The sequence below is a fragment of the Limibacterium fermenti genome (assembly GCF_041902845.1).
Taxonomy (GTDB): domain Bacteria; phylum Bacteroidota; class Bacteroidia; order Bacteroidales; family Dysgonomonadaceae; genus Limibacterium; species Limibacterium fermenti.
On sequence record NZ_CP159486.1, the window covers coordinates 698,971 to 716,535 of the forward strand.

General features: G+C 42.5%; 13 protein-coding genes. 3 read left to right on the top strand and 10 right to left on the bottom strand.

The annotated features are described in order from the left end of the window. The first annotated feature begins 4 nt into the window (after positions 1 to 4). Together ABNK31_RS03180 and recG are read left to right on the top strand one after the other, a co-directional pair. Complete coding sequence (locus tag ABNK31_RS03180; protein WP_418895353.1) at positions 5 to 103, top strand: GxxExxY protein; 99 nt, start codon at positions 5 to 7, stop codon at positions 101 to 103. Between the two features lie 56 nt (positions 104 to 159). Next, entirely contained in the window at positions 160 to 2,253 is a 2,094-nt protein-coding gene (gene recG, locus ABNK31_RS03185) for an ATP-dependent DNA helicase RecG (RefSeq protein WP_418894285.1), read from the top strand. 3 nt (positions 2,254 to 2,256) lie between these two features. Here the strand turns inward: recG and ABNK31_RS03190 are convergent, their stop codons facing one another. Together ABNK31_RS03190 and ABNK31_RS03195 are read right to left on the bottom strand one after the other, a co-directional pair. Continuing rightward, the gene (locus tag ABNK31_RS03190; RefSeq protein ID WP_418894286.1) at positions 2,257 to 2,550 is read right to left on the bottom strand and encodes a type II toxin-antitoxin system RelE/ParE family toxin; all 294 of its coding nucleotides are present in this window, start codon (positions 2,548 to 2,550) and stop codon (positions 2,257 to 2,259) included. Positions 2,551 to 2,568: 18 nt separating this feature from the next. Next, positions 2,569 to 2,796, bottom strand: coding sequence for a hypothetical protein (locus ABNK31_RS03195; RefSeq protein WP_418894287.1), 228 nt, complete (start codon positions 2,794 to 2,796; stop codon positions 2,569 to 2,571). Between the two features lie 157 nt (positions 2,797 to 2,953). On the opposite strand from ABNK31_RS03195, the gene ABNK31_RS03200 reads away from it, so the two are divergent. Then, the gene (locus ABNK31_RS03200; protein WP_418894288.1) at positions 2,954 to 3,565 is read left to right on the top strand and encodes a type 1 glutamine amidotransferase domain-containing protein; all 612 of its coding nucleotides are present in this window, start codon (positions 2,954 to 2,956) and stop codon (positions 3,563 to 3,565) included. 62 nt (positions 3,566 to 3,627) lie between these two features. On the opposite strand, the gene ABNK31_RS03205 is transcribed toward ABNK31_RS03200, so the two are convergent. The 8 genes from ABNK31_RS03205 to ABNK31_RS03240 form a co-directional block, all read right to left on the bottom strand. Next, entirely contained in the window at positions 3,628 to 6,012 is a 2,385-nt protein-coding gene (locus ABNK31_RS03205; RefSeq protein WP_418894289.1) for a TonB-dependent receptor, read from the bottom strand. A 221-nt stretch (positions 6,013 to 6,233) separates the two neighbouring features. After that, positions 6,234 to 8,666, bottom strand: coding sequence for a hypothetical protein (locus ABNK31_RS03210; RefSeq protein ID WP_418894290.1), 2,433 nt, complete (start codon positions 8,664 to 8,666; stop codon positions 6,234 to 6,236). A 15-nt stretch (positions 8,667 to 8,681) separates the two neighbouring features. Next, complete coding sequence (locus tag ABNK31_RS03215; protein WP_418894291.1) at positions 8,682 to 9,068, bottom strand: hypothetical protein; 387 nt, start codon at positions 9,066 to 9,068, stop codon at positions 8,682 to 8,684. Between the two features lie 39 nt (positions 9,069 to 9,107). Then, positions 9,108 to 10,289, bottom strand: a complete 1,182-nt coding sequence (locus ABNK31_RS03220) for a metallophosphoesterase (RefSeq protein WP_418894292.1) — start codon at positions 10,287 to 10,289, stop codon at positions 9,108 to 9,110. A gap of 14 nt (positions 10,290 to 10,303) precedes the next feature. Next, positions 10,304 to 11,137 carry an endonuclease/exonuclease/phosphatase family protein gene (locus ABNK31_RS03225; protein WP_418894293.1) on the bottom strand — a complete coding sequence of 278 codons (834 nt, stop codon included), beginning with the start codon at positions 11,135 to 11,137 and terminating at the stop codon, positions 10,304 to 10,306. A gap of 56 nt (positions 11,138 to 11,193) precedes the next feature. After that, on the bottom strand, positions 11,194 to 12,165 hold the full coding sequence (locus ABNK31_RS03230) for a discoidin domain-containing protein (protein WP_418894294.1): 972 nt from the start codon (positions 12,163 to 12,165) through the stop codon (positions 11,194 to 11,196). 20 nt (positions 12,166 to 12,185) lie between these two features. Further along, the gene (locus tag ABNK31_RS03235; protein ID WP_418894295.1) at positions 12,186 to 14,054 is read right to left on the bottom strand and encodes a RagB/SusD family nutrient uptake outer membrane protein; all 1,869 of its coding nucleotides are present in this window, start codon (positions 14,052 to 14,054) and stop codon (positions 12,186 to 12,188) included. A 10-nt stretch (positions 14,055 to 14,064) separates the two neighbouring features. Next, positions 14,065 to 17,457 carry a SusC/RagA family TonB-linked outer membrane protein gene (locus ABNK31_RS03240; protein ID WP_418894296.1) on the bottom strand — a complete coding sequence of 1,131 codons (3,393 nt, stop codon included), beginning with the start codon at positions 17,455 to 17,457 and terminating at the stop codon, positions 14,065 to 14,067. Positions 17,458 to 17,565: the final 108 nt, after the last annotated feature.

Consider the following 17,565-nt stretch of genomic DNA (forward strand, 5'->3'; position numbering starts at 1 on the left):
GCAAATTCTTACTTATATGCGTTTTGCAAAAAAGCATATCGGATTATTGATTAACTTCAATACAACTCTTTTGAAAAATGGCATAAGACGATATATCTTATAAACTCTGTGCCCTCTGTGCAGACTCTGTGTTTCTCTGTGTAACAATAAGATTATGATTTGAATATTCTGCAAACCGACATAAAGTTTGTTCCGGGTGTAGGCCCCAAGCGTGCGTCGATTCTCAATAAAGAGATCGAGGTTTTTACGTTGGGCGACCTGTTGCGCTACTACCCTTACCGGTATGTGGACAGGACGAGAATGTATTATATCCACGAAATAGATAATTCGATGGTGTACATTCAACTCAAAGGCCGCATCACCGCTTTCGAAACTTTCGGAGAGGGACGCAAACGACGTTTGGTGGCTCATTTCACCGATGGCACGGGTTTCATAGACTTGATATGGTTTCAGGGAATTAAATTTATTGAGAACTCGCTAAAGCTCAATCAGGAATACATCGTTTTCGGAAAGCCCTCCTTATTCAATAACCGGTGGAATATCGCGCATCCCGATATCGACCCGTATGAAAGCGAAGGTGATCGCCCCGAAGGCCTTTTCGCCTTTTATAATACCACCGAAAACATGAAGCGGAATTATCTTAATTCCAAAGCGGTGCAAAAGCTTATTCATAATGCTTTCGGTATGATCCGCGAACGCGTTCCCGAGTCGCTCCCGCCCGATGTGATCGCTGCCGCCCATCTGATGCCTTTCCATGATGCGCTCGAAAATATTCATTTTCCCAAGTCCCCTCCTTTGTTACGGGATGCCGAATTCCGGTTGAAGTTCGAAGAACTGTTTTATATTCAATTGAATATTGTCCGTTATGCTTCCGACCGGAAAGCCAAACTCAAGGGCTTCGTTTTCGAAAAAGTAGGGAAATATCTGAATGCTTTTTATGCCACCAAACTGCCTTTCGAACTGACGAATGCGCAAAAAAGGGTTATTCGTGAAATCCGTCGCGATACGGCGTCGGGCAAGCAGATGAACCGGCTATTGCAGGGCGACGTAGGAAGCGGCAAAACACTCGTGGCGCTCATGTGTATGCTCATCGCTATTGATAACGGGTTTCAGGCGTGCTTGATGGCGCCTACCGAAATCCTTGCATCGCAGCATTACGAAACGTTTCGCTCGATGCTCGACGGCCTCGGCCTTCCCGTTGCATTGCTTACCGGCTCCACGCGGAAGAAAGAACGCGAAAAGATTCATCAGGCGTTGCAGTCGGGCGAACTGCCGATACTCATCGGTACCCATGCGCTGATTGAGGATGTCGTGCAGTTTCAGAATCTCGGATTTGTGGTGATCGACGAGCAGCACCGTTTCGGCGTGGCCCAGCGGGCATCGCTTTGGTCGAAAAACGACCGTCCCCCGCATGTGCTGGTAATGACGGCTACCCCTATCCCTCGGACCTTGGCCATGACGGTGTACGGCGATCTCGACGTTTCCGTCATCGATGAACTTCCCCCGGGACGGAAGCCCGTGCAGACCGTTCATCGTTTCGATAAAAAGCGCGGGGCGCTTTTTCAGTTTATCCGGGAACAGATTCGTGCCGGGCGGCAGGCGTATATCGTCTATCCGCTGATTGAAGAAAGCGAAAAGATGGATTTGAAGAATCTGGAAGACGGGTTCAAGCATATTCGGGAGGCTTTTCCCGAGTTTACCGTGTGTAAGATGCACGGGCGGATGAAGCCGACAGAGAAAGAGGATGTCATGCAACAGTTTATTACCAACAAAGCGCAGATAATGGTGTCGACGACCGTTATCGAAGTGGGGGTGAACGTTCCGAATGCTTCGGTAATGGTGATCGAAAGCGCGCAGCGTTTCGGGCTGTCGCAATTGCATCAGTTGCGAGGCAGGGTAGGGCGCGGCGCCGACCAATCTTATTGCATCCTCATCACACCCTACGAGCTTTCGGCCAATACCCGTAAACGGATGGAGATCATGACCGAAAGCAACGACGGATTTGTGATTGCCGAAGCCGATTTGAAACTCCGTGGTCCCGGCGATTTGGAAGGAACGCAGCAAAGCGGTATTCCTTTTTCCCTTAAACTGGCCGATTTGGTACGGGATACCGACATCCTTTTCCGTGCGCGTGAAATTGCGGAGGAGGTCATCGATAAAGACCCGGCTCTTGAACATCCCGATCATTTGGTGCTTAAACAGGAATTGAGCCGGTTGAGCGGAAATCGTTATGATTGGGGCAGGATAAGCTGATATTCAAGTTTTATATCTTCTTATTTTAATCGGATTTTGCCTTGTGTCGAATATATCGCTAATTTCTATTCGATTTTTATTCTTATTGAACCAATAGATGATTTTATATTTTTTATACACTAAGCATCGGAAGTTTTCTTTTCGATCTAAAAGTAACTCCTCCCTTTGTCCGATTTCAGCATAGTCACCTAAAGTGAGAGTCGTTTCTACAATTCTCTTAACAAGATTTTCCGCAACGGTAATACTTGCGTTAGCTTTATAATAATCAAAGATGTTCTTTAATTCTTTTTTTTGCAAACACAGTCCAAAAGATTTTTATTTCCATTGATTTATTTCGGAAAGTAATTGTCCGGCCTCAATGACCCTGTCATTTTCGGAATCTTCAAGCGATTGTTCGATTCGTTTATTAAATTCTTCAACAGTCAAAGGTTCGGGATGGCTTCGATAGTCATACAGTACCTTTTCGAGGCGGGACATCAGTTCTTCATTCTGTACCTGCAAAAACTCTTGAATAAAATTTAGTTTTCTACTCTGAATATCCATAATTGTATATTTTATGAGTACAAATATACAGATTTTTTATCGGAAACATCTATAGATGACAATAAACGGACAAAGTTGAACAATAAGCAGAAACAATTTGTTTATTAACTGATTAGTGTTCATATATAAAAGAAAATAGTTAAAAAAGATGTTGCTTATGTTAGGTATTGTATTATTAGCGTCAGGACTTACCGGCGCAACGCAGAGGGAAAGTGCAGTGGTGGACAGCATGTTCGAGTCTTCAACTTCAACGGAACGTCATGTTGCCGTATTGGTAACGGAAGGGTTTCAGGATGCCGAGGCTTATATGCCGATAGGTTATCTGGCAAATAGAGGCGTAAATATTACCGTAATAGGTCCTGATACCGGGAGGGTAAAAGCGTATAACAGCGATTTCGAAATCGTGATTGATAAAGCCGTTAGCGATGTAACTCCCGATGATTTCGACGCCCTGATCATTCCGGGCGGCAAAGCTCCCGCCAAGTTAAAAGAGGATCCGGCATCGGTGGAATTTGCAAAAAACTTTTTCAATACGGGTAAACTGGTAGCGGCCATTTGCCATGGTCCCCAAGTGCTTGCCGCGGCGGGTGTGCTGAAAGGTGTGACAACGACCGGCGTTAATTCCATTCAAGGTGAACTGGAAGCGGCCGGAGCCAAGTACCTCGATCAGGCCTTGGTGACGGATAAAAACTTGATTACCTCCCGCGTGCCGGATGATCTTCCGGTATTTGCAGAGGCTATTGATAAAGCGTTGAATAGCGCTCGATAATAAGGATTGTAATTAATTGTAACCGGGGGTGTCGCTCTTTGAAGTGACGCCCCCGGTTTATTTTATATCTTTACGATAATTCCGATGGTCGGCAGGATTGTACCGCTATACGACTCGATTTGGCGCAGCAGTTGCTTTTGTTCCGGGTCGGCGGGATCGTCCATCACCTCTCCGTTTGCATCTTTATTGGTGTAAATCGGAGGGTTTTGCGATTGGAAGTTATATACATTCTGGATGTCGGTATATACATTCAACACCCATTTATCGAAATAAAATTCCTTATCGATGCGCACGTCGAGCTGATGGGAGCTTCGCAGTCGCAGCGAGTTGAACTTGTTGTAATCGATATATACTTGCCGGGTGATAGCCCATGCTTCCTTGTTTGTCGAGAGATCGCTGTCGATAGGGGAGTAAGGCGCCCCGCCCACCATACGCCATCGCATGGCCAAATGCCAGTTCTTAGGAAGGCGATAACTGCTTATCACATTCACCATGTGGCGGGTATCCCAACCGGAAGGGCGGTACGTGCCGTTTTTATCGGTGAACTCGCTGCGAAAAAAAGTGTACGTGACGGTCGTGTTGAGGCGGTTCCAATCGATGAGCTTGCCGGAAAACTCCACCCCGTATGCGCGACCTTTTCCCGTGGAGACAATCTCTTCGTCGCCGATCTGTCCGTAATCGGTTCCTTTGCTGGCGATACTTACTCCTTCCGATACCGATAGGGGATAGTGGCGGTAGTGTTTGTAGAAACTCTCTAAGGAGAAACGCATCTTTCCGGAGGGAAGATATTCCATTCCGGCGATTGCTTGATCGGAAAGGATGTGCTTCAACATTTCGTTCCGGTTGACATATTCGCCGTCACCGTTTTTGTATCCCAAAGTCGTATAAGCGGGCCGCATGGCGTATCGGCCGATATTGGCGTTAACAGTCCATCGATTGTCGAGTTTATACGATGCCGATATTCGTGGAGACAACTGTCCGATAGGGTTCTGCATATTGCGGTTGAAGTTGTAGCCGATCGAGCTGACCCCTATCGAGAGGGAGAGTTTTTCATCAAAATAAGTATCGGAAGCCTGTGCAAAAATTTGATAGCCGAATAAATCCAAATCCGAAGCGTAACGGAGTTCGGAAGCATTGCCGTCGATGAAGCGTTTCCGGTACGTTTGATTGGTATAATGCGCGTATTGGAGTCCCGCCCCGGCCAATAGCCTGAAGGGCAATCCCGAATATGTCCGTTCGAAACGGAGTTTGTTTTCGGCCTCATCCGAGGTGTAATCGGACAGGCGGGGTTGCGTATCGTCGTTGTCGGGATATTTGAAATTGTTGTTTCGAAGCATGTTCCTGCTCAATACCCATGTGTCGTGATAGTTTTCCGCGAAATGCTTGTATACCGCTCCCACCGCATAGTTCCATTGCCGGTAAACGGGTAGATATCCCAATACATATCGTTGCGCCTCCGTGCCCTTGTCTTGTAAAGCCGTGTTCAGCGTCATGTTGTCTATGGCGCCGATGCCGATAAAGGATAGCTCGTTTTTCGGGTCGATACGGTATTTATATTTCAATTGGAAGTCGTTGTAGGTGGGAAGAAAAGGCAGTCCGATCAGTTTAAACAGTAATTGGAGATACGATTGGCGTGCCGAGACGATGAACGTCGATCTTTTGCCTATGGGGCCGTCTATGGTGAGAGCAGCGTCCGAAGCGCCGACGGACAACTTCGTGTGAATGCGGTCTTGGCTGCCGTCTTTCTGCCGGATTTCCATCACCGAGCTTAGGGCATTGGGACGGTTGGCGGGGAAGGTGCCGGTATAGAAATCGATTTGCCGTACAAAGTCGGGATTGACCACGCCCACCGCGCCGCCCGAGGACCCTTGCGTGGCGAAGTGGTTGATAACGGGCAGTTCGATACCATCCAAATAGAATACATTTTCCGACGGCCCTCCGCCGCGCACGATGAGGTCGTTGCGGTTGGGATCAGTAGCCGCCACTCCGGGCAGGGTCTGGATGATTTTCGATACGTCGCGGTTGGCGCCCGCCGCCTTTTCGATATCTTTCACACCCACGGTCAAGAGGGAGAGGGGACTTTCGATGCGTTTCAAATCGACTTTCGGGGTTACCACCACGGCATTAATCAGAACGGAAGATTCGGGTACCGCGATATCGATAAAAGCCGTTTGGTTTCCCTGCACCTGAATCTCCGGTGATAGGGTCGTGCGGAAACCTACGTAGCTCACGACGAGGCGTACAAATCCCGCTTCTACGCCGGTAAAGGTGAAGTTCCCGAGCGAGTCGGAGGTTGTGCCGGTAGTGGTTTCCTGAATTTGGATGGTGGCAAGTTCGAGCGGTTCGTTATTTTTTTCATTGAATACCCGCCCGCGGATACTGCCTTTTTGGGCGTGAGAAAAGATAGTAATGCCTAACAATATGGCGATTAAAGCGAATTTTTGCATAATAGTGTGGGTAAATCAAATGTCTCATCTATTGATATTAGGTTATATAATTGACATTACATTGAAATTACCGATGAATATTTTTTATTTGCCTTATACAACAATAAGCTATCCGGTATTGTTTTATAAAACGCAAATACTTTAATCTGGTTTGCAAAATTCTCTCTTAAAGAAGGCACTCTCGGAAGAAATGCTATTAAAAATTTGCATCAAGAGTTAATCTATAATGTATTAAGCCACTCAACCGTATACTGTACACTTATATGTGCTTCGAGCAAATCTATCGGAAGATAAAAATAATGATTGGATGATTCAAATCCAATCGTCGGATCCTTTTTCACTAAAGGCAGTAATGATTGGATTAATTCCAATTCCTGATAAGCCGCCTTTCGCATTTCAGCTATGCATAATTTCTTTTCCTCGTCCATTGTATTTGATGCGAGAAAGCGATTCCTGGCATCGGTAAAACGAGCTTGCTCGGCTGCTGATCGCAAATGGATTTCCACAACCTCCATTCTGGTTTGTAAAGATTCCAGATTCTCGAGGAACGCTCCCTTGGGTTTCTTTTCGATATTTTTTAACACAGCCACTCCATCAAAAAAGCCACGGGAACATTTATCCAATTGCGAGACCCATACCTGAACGGGATATATCGATCGCCAGGCATTTACATCATCGTAAGGAATCCCTACCATTGTAGCGCTGTATCCGGAAGGTTTTATAAAGAAAGGATTAGCCGGACCTGTTTGTTGCGGTCCTTTATATAAGGTTCCTATATGATAAGGATACTCTTTAAAACTCTCCGAGCACAATTGCCAGGATTTTCGTACATCACCGGCAATTTCTTTTCCATAGGTCTCTTCAGCCAACTTTTTCAAAGCCTCCTCCTTTTCACCTTGTTTCAGGGATTGGAATAATTTCAGATTTTCGGAAGGATAACCACCTAAACTCCAACTGAGCATTACTCCGTTAATATCCTGATTGGACAAATTCTCGGCGTGAGACGCTATCAAATCAAGCGCCGGTATTGCCGGCACTGCGGCAATTTCCCATGTAGAATTAACTTGTACCTTAGCAACGGTCTTTAAACCCGCATTTTTTGCCATCCTCCAATGACGTATCGCGCGAGGACCGGGTCCGACGGACGAAATGGAATATTCTCCAACATGCGACTCAATCCCTCCCCTTTCAATAGGCATTGACCATTCGCTTACAGACATCAGCCAACAATTTTTTGGCAGGTTGTTGATTATATGCTCAGCTTCAGCATCTATCCAGCCCCAATCCCAAACTAATACTTTAGCATCAGGATCTCCTCTTGTTACGCCCTCGTAAATAGCGGTGTTTATTTCAGTTATAATATCACCGAAAGAACGTTTTCCGCATCTGCTGCACTGAGAGTGATTCCCGTGCGATGCGCAACTTGTTAAGTTTTCGGAAGCCGTAATGGTGAACACGCCGCCTAAACCGACCACCTGTTTAAAGACCTGCTCTAATGATGACGACAACCATTTAAGCACTTCCGGGTTCGATGTACAAAACGCTTGCAAATCACCCTCACGTACACCGCCCCATTCATTCCGGTCGGGATTGGAGGAGAAGAAATCGTGATGCATTGAGCGCGGTTCGTTTACATACAGATAGATTTTTATGCCGTATTTCGCAGCCCGTTTAACCAATCGGTTCAAACCTTCTATGCGTTGAAGCGCCTTTTCATCTCCCGGAAAGCCGTCCGATTCAAGTACCAACATTCGCAATACGGAATGCAACCAAATACCGTTGACCCCTTCCTGCGATAATTTCTGCAACATCCCCTCCGGATACGATTTTAAGTCCGGATCGAGTAAAGGATCGCCAAAGTCTGCAAAATAGGAATAGATAAGCCGTAAATCAAAATTGCTTTCATCCTGAGAGGGAACAATAGTGCTTTCAGGCTCTTGAAAGTCGTTTATAAAGGCGAATCTTGGTATTTCTTTATTAAAGGCATCCATACCTTTAGTGTACAGGGCTATTTTTGCGGCTTTAACCTCCATTTCTTTTGTGGGCTTTGTATATCTAAGCGGTTCGCAATGAGGTTTTATGCTACCAAGTTTGGTGAAAAGAAAATCATCTTCTATCAACTTAAAAGCAAGCTCTTCACGCGATAAACTGAGAAGATGCAAGATTTGTTCATAAGGCAATAAATGCCAGTTGCGGCGCAAAACGGTTATATAGCCACGGGAACTGGCCCATTCTTGAAGTATCTTTCCTTGCTTGGGTAATCCCATCGAGCGCGCGACCTGATCCACGTTTTTTGTATTGGTACCTAAAACCTCAGCTAGCTTATCTTTCGATACAACCGTCCAGTTACGCCAGATAAAGGCATGCATCCTGCTAGGAAAATAGTCATATATAATGGCAGGTTTTGTACCCTCCTCTCCCGGCAAAGGCGTGACTTGGGCAACTAATGTTGCATCTGTAATAAACAAAATAAAAATATAGATCAGAATATTTGGTTTCATTGAAATAGATCGTTTGCTTAAATAGTTGACGCCGCTACCGGAGGTAAGCTTGTTGTTTTCTTCACCGGAGGCCACATCGGTTACTGAAGTAATTAACGTGCTGAAAACAGCTAATGCCAATGCCGCCGATGCCCCCGTTACAGATTTACTCAATTTGTCCGTTACTTTTTATGGAATCGTTACACGCAATTGTTTGAAAGATTCTTTTTTTATTATTACGATATCGGGACCGGCATCCGATTTTACAAAATCGACATCCTCAATAGCCGTTTTTCGCGGTTGAACCGCATTGCTTGACGCATGAATGTGGAAGACATATTTAAAGTTCCCATTTTTATCTTGGAACAAATCGCCATGTCCCGGCTCGTTTTGTCCGACTTTCTGCCTGTTGATTATGGGGTTCCCTGAATATTTAACCCAAGAGCCTATAGGAAAGTCGCTAGGTACTTTCGCTACTCTCCATGCCGCATATGCCGTATCTTCCCACGTCCCGACATTTGCTTGAATACATAGCCGGGCTGTACCCTGTTCGATATCAGAGATATCTTCGTTCATTTCTGTAACGTATCTCTCTTGAATAGAGTATTGAAAAAATCATTTAGGATTAATCGTTATGCTTTCTATCGTCTTTCCCTGTCGGTCTACTACTAAAAGAGCGGCCTCTTTTTTACAAATTGTTGCTTTCACTACATTCCGATTGGAATTCACCAATATAGGAAAATGACATTCTTTGTCAGCCTTTCGGAAAACATGTCTGTGTAAATGGCCGCATAACATAATATCTATTTTTGCATTATTCAATATAGGCAAAAACTTTTTAGCCAAATCTAACGATCCATGCCAATCTCCGAACGGAGGCATGTGGCTGATGACTATTCTATAGGTCGATTCGTTGAATTCTTTGCTTCTGACTACACCTTTCAACCATTCGGCTTGTTCTGTACGGTAATTGTCCATATCTGCCAATCCGCTGTATTCGATATCCGAATCCGGCTTGTCTTCACCCGAATCCAATACGATAAAGAAGGCATCACCATATCTAAATGTATAGTAGAGTTGACCATTACTCGTAGGAAAAAATTCGGGATAAGAGAAAGCAAAAGGACCTCGGGTTTCATGGTTTCCTCTGGAGTAATAAAACGGAATGCTTCCCCCAAAAAGGTCAATAGTAGTATGCATAAAATCATCGAACATTTGTTTTTCGCTGAGAAGTTGGTTCACCATATCTCCATTCAGAATTCCAAAGTCCACCTTTGACAAATAGGGTTCTCCTGCCAGATTCCGCAACAATTCATTGTCGCCATGAATATCATTGACTACCAAAAAACGTAACGTGTCTTTTCGAGATGCAGTTCTAAAAGCCAACGGTTGTTTATTAAAAACATTGGAGGCTACTGTACGTCCATATTGTACATAGGCGCCCTCATGGGCAAGTACCTCTCGGGCATAAACTCGATATCTGTATTTTGTTCCGGGGGTGAGTTTTTTGAGATTAACTTGATGTAAGGTACCTATACGATTAAATCCATAGCGAGAATCATGAAATTGGGGGCGTTCTTGTTGATAAAAGTGACTCTCGTCGTCCGGAGCCAATTCCACCCATGCGATAGCCGGTTTGTCCGTAGTCCATAGAATGGATACGGTACTGTCTGTTAGCGCTTGGAGATAGGGATTTTGAGCGATCTTTATATTCGAGGTTTGACCGGATACATATGATACAACCTGTAAAAAAGTAATCAAGAATAAAGCGGGCAATGAAAATGTAAATTTTGACATGATGGAGAAATATATTAATTGATTTTAAATACGGCCAATACCGGGAAATGATCCGACTCTTTATTAGCCCAAGTATATACGCCATATTGTTTTGGAGTAAAGGCATCAAGCGGCGCATAAAACAAATAATCGATCGTTCTATCCCCTCCCGATGATGGAAAAGTAGGCTGTGAGCAATTACCATTCAAGCAACCCATGGTAAAATAAGTACGGACAATACGCATGGTTTCCGAATCGGGCCTTGCATTCAGGTCTCCACCGCCGATAACGGGAAGATCAAATTCTTTGACCATGGTTACAAAGTCTGTAGATTGTTTAATTCGGTTACGTTCATCACCCAGATGATCAAAATGGGTGGAGAGAAAATAGAACGCTTTCCCTTCTTTCTCAACCTTAATACGCGCTACGGATCTACGTTCACCGCCCAATGTCGGATCCACTTCCAGGTTAAAACCTTTTTTCTCTTTCACCGGAAGTTTGGATAATACCGCATCACCATATTCTCCTCCATAAAAGTTATCTGCTTTAGCAAAAAAATAATCCATGCCGGTTAGTTCGCCTAATTTTTTGGCTATATCTCCATGCTTGGCATTTCGTGAGGTATTTTTATCCACTTCTTGTAAAGCCACCAGATCAGGATCTGCTCGTTTGATCACGTCGGCCAAAGGTTGTAAATCTGGGATTCCTCCACTTCTTGCCCCGTATATATTATAGGTCATGACTTTTACAGTCACCTCTTTTTCGGGGGGGACTTCTGCTTCCTTCGGTTCACTCGATTTTGAGCAAGAAATTCCGAATGTTAGTCCTATAATGGAGACTAACCCAACTATAAATTTTATTGTTTTCATATTAAGTCTAATAACAATATGGAACTATTATCGTTCCATATTGTTGTTTCAAAAATTTAAAAAGCGACTATTTCCGCAGCAGATACTGTATCCGAATTCCCTTTACTACTTAACGTTGTAAATTTAAAATATCGAACTTGTACATTTTTTTCAAAGTAAATTGTTGCCATGTTATTGGTTGCTACCATATCAAAGTTGCCTACAGTTAACCAATTTTCCCCATCAACACTTCCTTCAATAAAAACATTCTTTGGGAATAAATAACCGACCTTTGACTCGTCTCCTTGGCGTCCGTATATAGTAAGACCATGTAACAAATTAGTCTCATGCATATCCACCGCGATGAAATGAGGATGGTTCGGACGCGATCCGTCCGGATTCCTACGCCATTGTGAATGCCAGAACGTTTCCAACTTTCCGTCAATAGCATGACGGGCGCGTCCTCCGCTAGCGCCTTCATTATCATCATCGGAATAATCCAAAATAGTCCATTTCTCGGAAGAGTAATTTTCAAACGGATTGCTCTCATAAAATCCGGAGACTAAAAAGTAAGTTGTTCCCAACCCTTCAACAACAGGTAAGTTCGCAGAGTTATTCACGATTGATATCGGAATAAGATAAGGATGCGTTCCATTCAATAGGGAGGAATTCACTTCCAATTGTGTCGAATTGCTCCCTGATCTTCCCGGTGCAATAAATACTTTATTGTCCTTCAATCGATAACTGCCTTCCGGTGCAATTTCATAACTTGTCCCATTTTGTTCATTATAACGCAAAATCGCCGCTTCGTCTATTGTCAGTTGAATTTCGAGATTGGAAGTATTTTCTTCCACACCTCCGTAACCCACACCTAATTCTATTTTTTCCCAATTATCTGCAATAGCCATCGATTTCTCATATAAGCCATTATTTGCCAGCGGCATAAAAATGTGTGTATAGGATGAGGCATTTTCTATCGGATAGTCTGCCTGCTTACAGGAGGCGATTAATAGTAACCCCAAAGTAATAATAATATTTTGTAGTTTCATAATTGATTTTTTTGAGATTCTTACCATCCAGGATTCTGTACTATATTGTTATTTTTTTGTATTTCTGTTTGTGGTATAGGGAATAAATAAAAACTTTTACGAAATACCCGCGTTTCAAACTTTGTTCTTTTAAAAAAAGCCAAATCGGTATTGGAAGTTCCTCCTTCTGCATTCATACCGTAAAATGGTCCGGCATCTGTTTGCTCTGCAATTTTCCAACGACGTGTATCAAAATATCGAAGGTGCTCCATCGTTAATTCAATTCTTCGCTCTGTGCGTATAGTTTCGCGCATCTCTGATTGTGATAATCCACTTTGTAGTGCCGGAATTCCACCGCGTTCCCGAATCTGGTTTAGGTACTTCAGTATATCTGCATTTCCGGGATCATATTCGTTCAGTGCTTCTATATAGTTTAGCAATATCTCAGCATAACGCATCATCACATAAGGTCTGCCCACATTATTTTGTGTAGGGTGGTAAGTCGGTGAAACATTTTTACGCCATAAATATCCTGTTTCAGAATAATCATGAGATCCACCCTTACCCGACTCGCCGGTATAATAAAGTTGTATCTCGCTTACACCCAAACTAGAAGTTGTATTGATCCAATCACTTCCACTGTATGTGATCGTCGCATAAAAACGAGGTTCACGGTTGACATACATATTAAAGGTATTCTTAAACCGGGTTGCGCCCGGCGCCTGGAAATTGGAAAACCCTTCCTCCCTGTATCCTGAAGCTCCATTAATAACTGGCTTTCCATCGGCATGGTAGCCGGTTATAGGAACCTCTCCATTTGACATACGGTAGGTATCTATTATTTGCTGGGTAGGACCATGCGAAGCGTACCCACTGGCCAACCGGGGAGTATTCGATCGTTGCCATCCGGCAATATTATTGTTGTTCCTTCCAAGTATCCACTCTATATTCCATGAATCCAGAAAAACATCGCGATAGGATAAAAACCCATCTATTGATCCATTCGATTTATTTTTCTTATATAAGCCCAATTTTCCACTGGATTCGGCGTAGTCAATCACAACTTTTGCAGCATCGGCAGCTCTTTTCCACTTCGTTTCATCATAAGTGGTGTTCATCAGGGGCTTACCGTCCGGATTTTGAAAACCCACATAATCTTTATTTCCATTGTATAATGGGCTGGCTGCATAAAGCAAAAGCTTGCTTTTTATCGCTTGGCACAATAACTTACTCGCGCGTCCCATATCATTTTCCAGCACTTGATCATTGCCGGTATATTGATAAACATCGAGATCGCTCTCTGCTTTATCCATTTCCGAAATAATATAATCCACACATTCATCATAGGGACTGCGGCTTAACTGCATTTTGGGATCCGCAGGAGGTACATCCGGATCAATCTCTTCATCTCCGATAATGATAAAAGGCCCATATTGCTTCAAAATCTCTGCATAGAAGAACGCCCGCAAAAAACGAGCTTCCGCTTTTCTTCTTTTGATAAAAACTTCACCTTCTCTATCTTCTAGAATCTGCTCATTACCGTCAATGTTATTAATATAAGTGGTTGCCGATCGGATTCCCTTGTAGTAGTGATCCCAAAAATTCCAATAGTTGGATGCTGCATTCCAGTTTCCTAAATTAACCCTAAAAAGGGCATTTCTCTGAGAAACATCAGAGTCATCTGAGATATTGTCCCAAGGTGTCTCATTTGTACGATGCGTTTCATCCCGAACATAACTATACACATTAGCTAACCACGACTCGGATAAATCTCTGCGATTAAAAACCTCTTCTAGGGTCAGGCTATCATCGGGTACCTGGTCCAAAAAATCTCCATAGCAAGAAGATATTGATAATAACATCCATATAAAGAAGAGTGATTTGAATATAAATTTATATTTGAATTGCATAAATTCTGATTTAAAAATTAATATTAATACCGACCGAATACATTTTTGTATTAGGATAGCGAGTTCCGCGGCCATCGCCTAACTCCACATCCCAGAACTTAAAAGGACTCCAAGTTAATAAGTTGTAACCTGCAAAAAAGATATTCGCATTAGAAACATGCAACTGTTTTATCATACGTTTAGGCAAATTATAAGTCAGTTGCAGGTCTTTCAACCTCAGATATCTTCCGTTTTTCAGCCACCATGTACTTGTTACGTAATTGCTGTTAGGACTTCCATCAGACAATCTCGGATAGAATGCATCTTGGCGTGGATTGTCAATTGTCCAGCGATCTTCAATATTACTGAGAAGATTTCCCCTGCTCATTGAATTTGAAAAGGGCATAACCCCTTCACCATTCATTAAAATATCGACATTTCCTACTCCCTGAAATAGAGATGATAATGATAGGTTTTTATAAGTTAATGTAATACCAAACCCATATACTAACTCCGGCACGGTACCATAACCGATAGCGACTTTATCATAATCATCAATTTTGCCATCTCCATTCACATCTTGAAATTTGATATCTCCGGGGTTTACCGTTCCCGGATGCAACGGGCCATTCTTTATTTCATCTTCAGATTCAAAGAGGCCTAAAGCTCTCAACCCAAAACGTTGACTCACTTTCTTTCCTCTTTGGTCAAGCCAGGGGTATAAAGGTTCCGGTTGGTCATTCTCTATAACTTTATTTCGATTAAAAGTCAGATTTCCCAAAACTTGAAAAGAGAAATCGTTAATTTTTTTCGAATATGTAAAAGATCCGTCAAAACCTTTATTTTCAATAATACCAAGATTCCCATAAGGAGCGTTTAAGATTCCGGCATATGATGGTATATTTGCTCGTCTTAAAAAAATACCTTCCCGATATTCCTTAAAGACATCGAATTGAAAAATCAATTCATTATTCTTTGTTTGCAAATCTAATCCCAGATTCGTTTTCGTTGACGTTTCCCAAGTAACGTTTACACCATATTCTCCAATATTATACCCGTCAAATGAATTATTTCGGTCTTTCCCGAAATTATAACCCGTAGTAGAATTGATGGTTGATATGTATGCAAAACGACGGCCACTAATATTGCTATTGCCCACCTTGCCATGAGAAAATCTCAATTTGGCAAGGGGTAAATAAGGCTGAACATTCTCGAAAAATTTCTCTTCACTAAACACCCAGGCTAATCCTATCGAAGGGAAGAATCCAAATTGATGACTCGGATCAAAGTTCTCAGAGCCATTATATCCGAAATTAAATTCTCCAAAGTATTTATTATCATAGTTGTATGTCGCTCTTCCCGATAACCCCAAATAACGATAAGGCAAAGATGTTATAAGATCGCCGGCCTGTGAATTCAATAAATCACTTTTATTAAATAACAACATAGCTGTTGTCGTGTGCTTATCAAAACTCCGGTTGTAATTCAGCGCTCCTTCCAGATAAATAGTGCGTTCTCCCTGACTACTACGAGCAAATTTTAAGAATCGTTCTCCGACCCGGGTCTGTTCATATTGCATTTCGCCGTTTTCATCGCGTCCGGTGGCTAAATAGGTATCAGGAACTTTTGTCCGCCTCATACTGGTGTAATTATAAACATCAAAAGAAAACATCGCTGTCGCCGATAAACCTTGAGTTATAAAAGGTAAATCCTGAGTGACCCGGAGATTAGAATAAAGTTGGTTTCTCCATTGATTCGCATAGCCGGTTTGCGTTAGATGTCCATAAGGGTTCGTTAAACCTCCGGAACGCTGGTCAGCGATAGATCCATTTTCGTATTTAATGGGATGGATGACGGGTGTTACGATCCATGCATTCTCGAATATGGTTCCTTGCCCGGAACCCGGATAATTGGCATTTGCAAGATACCCTGAAATTCCTAAATCGATATTGGTTGTCTTAGATGCCGCTATTTTTAAATTCGATGTAAGATTATATCTTTTGTATCCAACCTGTTGATTGTAATCCACCAAATCATCTTGTTTGTACAAACCGGATTCATCGAAATAGCTCAATCCCACATAATAAGTAGCTTTATCTGCTCCACCGCTAATGTTTAAATTTCCTCTACGCTGATGTCCGTAATCTCTGAATAAAGCATCCATCCAATCTACATTAGGATATAAATAAGGATCGCTACCCTCAATCGTCTTTTGAATTCTATCTTCACTATACAAAGGAGTGGCACCTCTGTTCGTCAAAGCTTCATTAGACATTCTCATATAGGTTATTCCATCTGCAAATTCAGGCAATTTAGTAAATTGAGTAATACCTTCATAGTATCGAAAATTAAATTTCGGACGTCCGGGCTCCCCGTTTTTCGTTTTAATAATAACTACTCCGTTTGCACCTCTTACACCATACACAGCCGTTGCTGAAGCATCTTTCAAAACTGTAAAACTCTCGATATCTTCCGGATCGACATTGGCCATTTTCCGGGGAGTTCCATCTACCAAAATCAGAGGAGCACTTAGTCCCTGACTAAAAGTTGAAATACCTCGAATCCAGATTTCGGCATCGTCAAATCCCGGTTCACTTGTTCGTTGTACAGATACTATTCCGGAGATTCTACCGGCTAATGCATTCGTGAGGTTCGCCACAGGCAATTGCAAACTTTTAGCTTTTACTGTTGATTGTGCCCCTACAACACTCACTTTTTTTTGCGTTCCGAAACCAACAACCACAACTTCGTCTAGCGATTCTGTATCTTCCTCCAAAATTATATTGAAAGAAGTCTTATTAAGGGTTGAAACTTCTTTAGAAAAAAATCCGATGAAAGAAAACTGAATGACCGCATCATCGGCAACATACAGGGAAAACTTACCATCTATATCTGTTACAGTCCCATTGGTCGTATTCTTTTCAACAACGTTTACGCCAATAATGGGTGCTCCGGATATATCGAGAACAGTACCGAGAATTGCTTTCTTTTGCTGTTGGACGATTTCCTCGGAAAAGGCTAACTCTCTATTTTTTGATAATCGTTTATCCTTATAAATAACCACCTGCTTATCTAATACTTTATACGATAATCCCGTATTTAGAAGAATATTGTTTAAAATTTCAAAGATTGTTTGAGAATTTATTCTTGCATTAACATGCATATTTATATAGCTTTCTGTGTTATCGGAAAACACAAAAATATAATCGGTTTTCTTTTCGATTTCTTTGCATACCTCTTTGATGCTGGCAGAGCCTAAATCGAGCGATACTTTCGTTACTTGAGAGTAACTCTCTGCAGCATGAGAAAACAAGATACTGCAGAATAAAAAAATTATTGTTATCCTCATGATTTTTAGAACATGTTTATATGTATGAGGAAATTTTTTCTTTCCCCGCACATATCCATTAAAGTATTTATTCATATATTTGTGCGATTTAATTATTATTGTTACTAAGAAAATTAAATTATCATTGTCGGACGGTATTCACGGTACCGTTCGACTTTTTAATTATTGGCTAAACAAACCGTT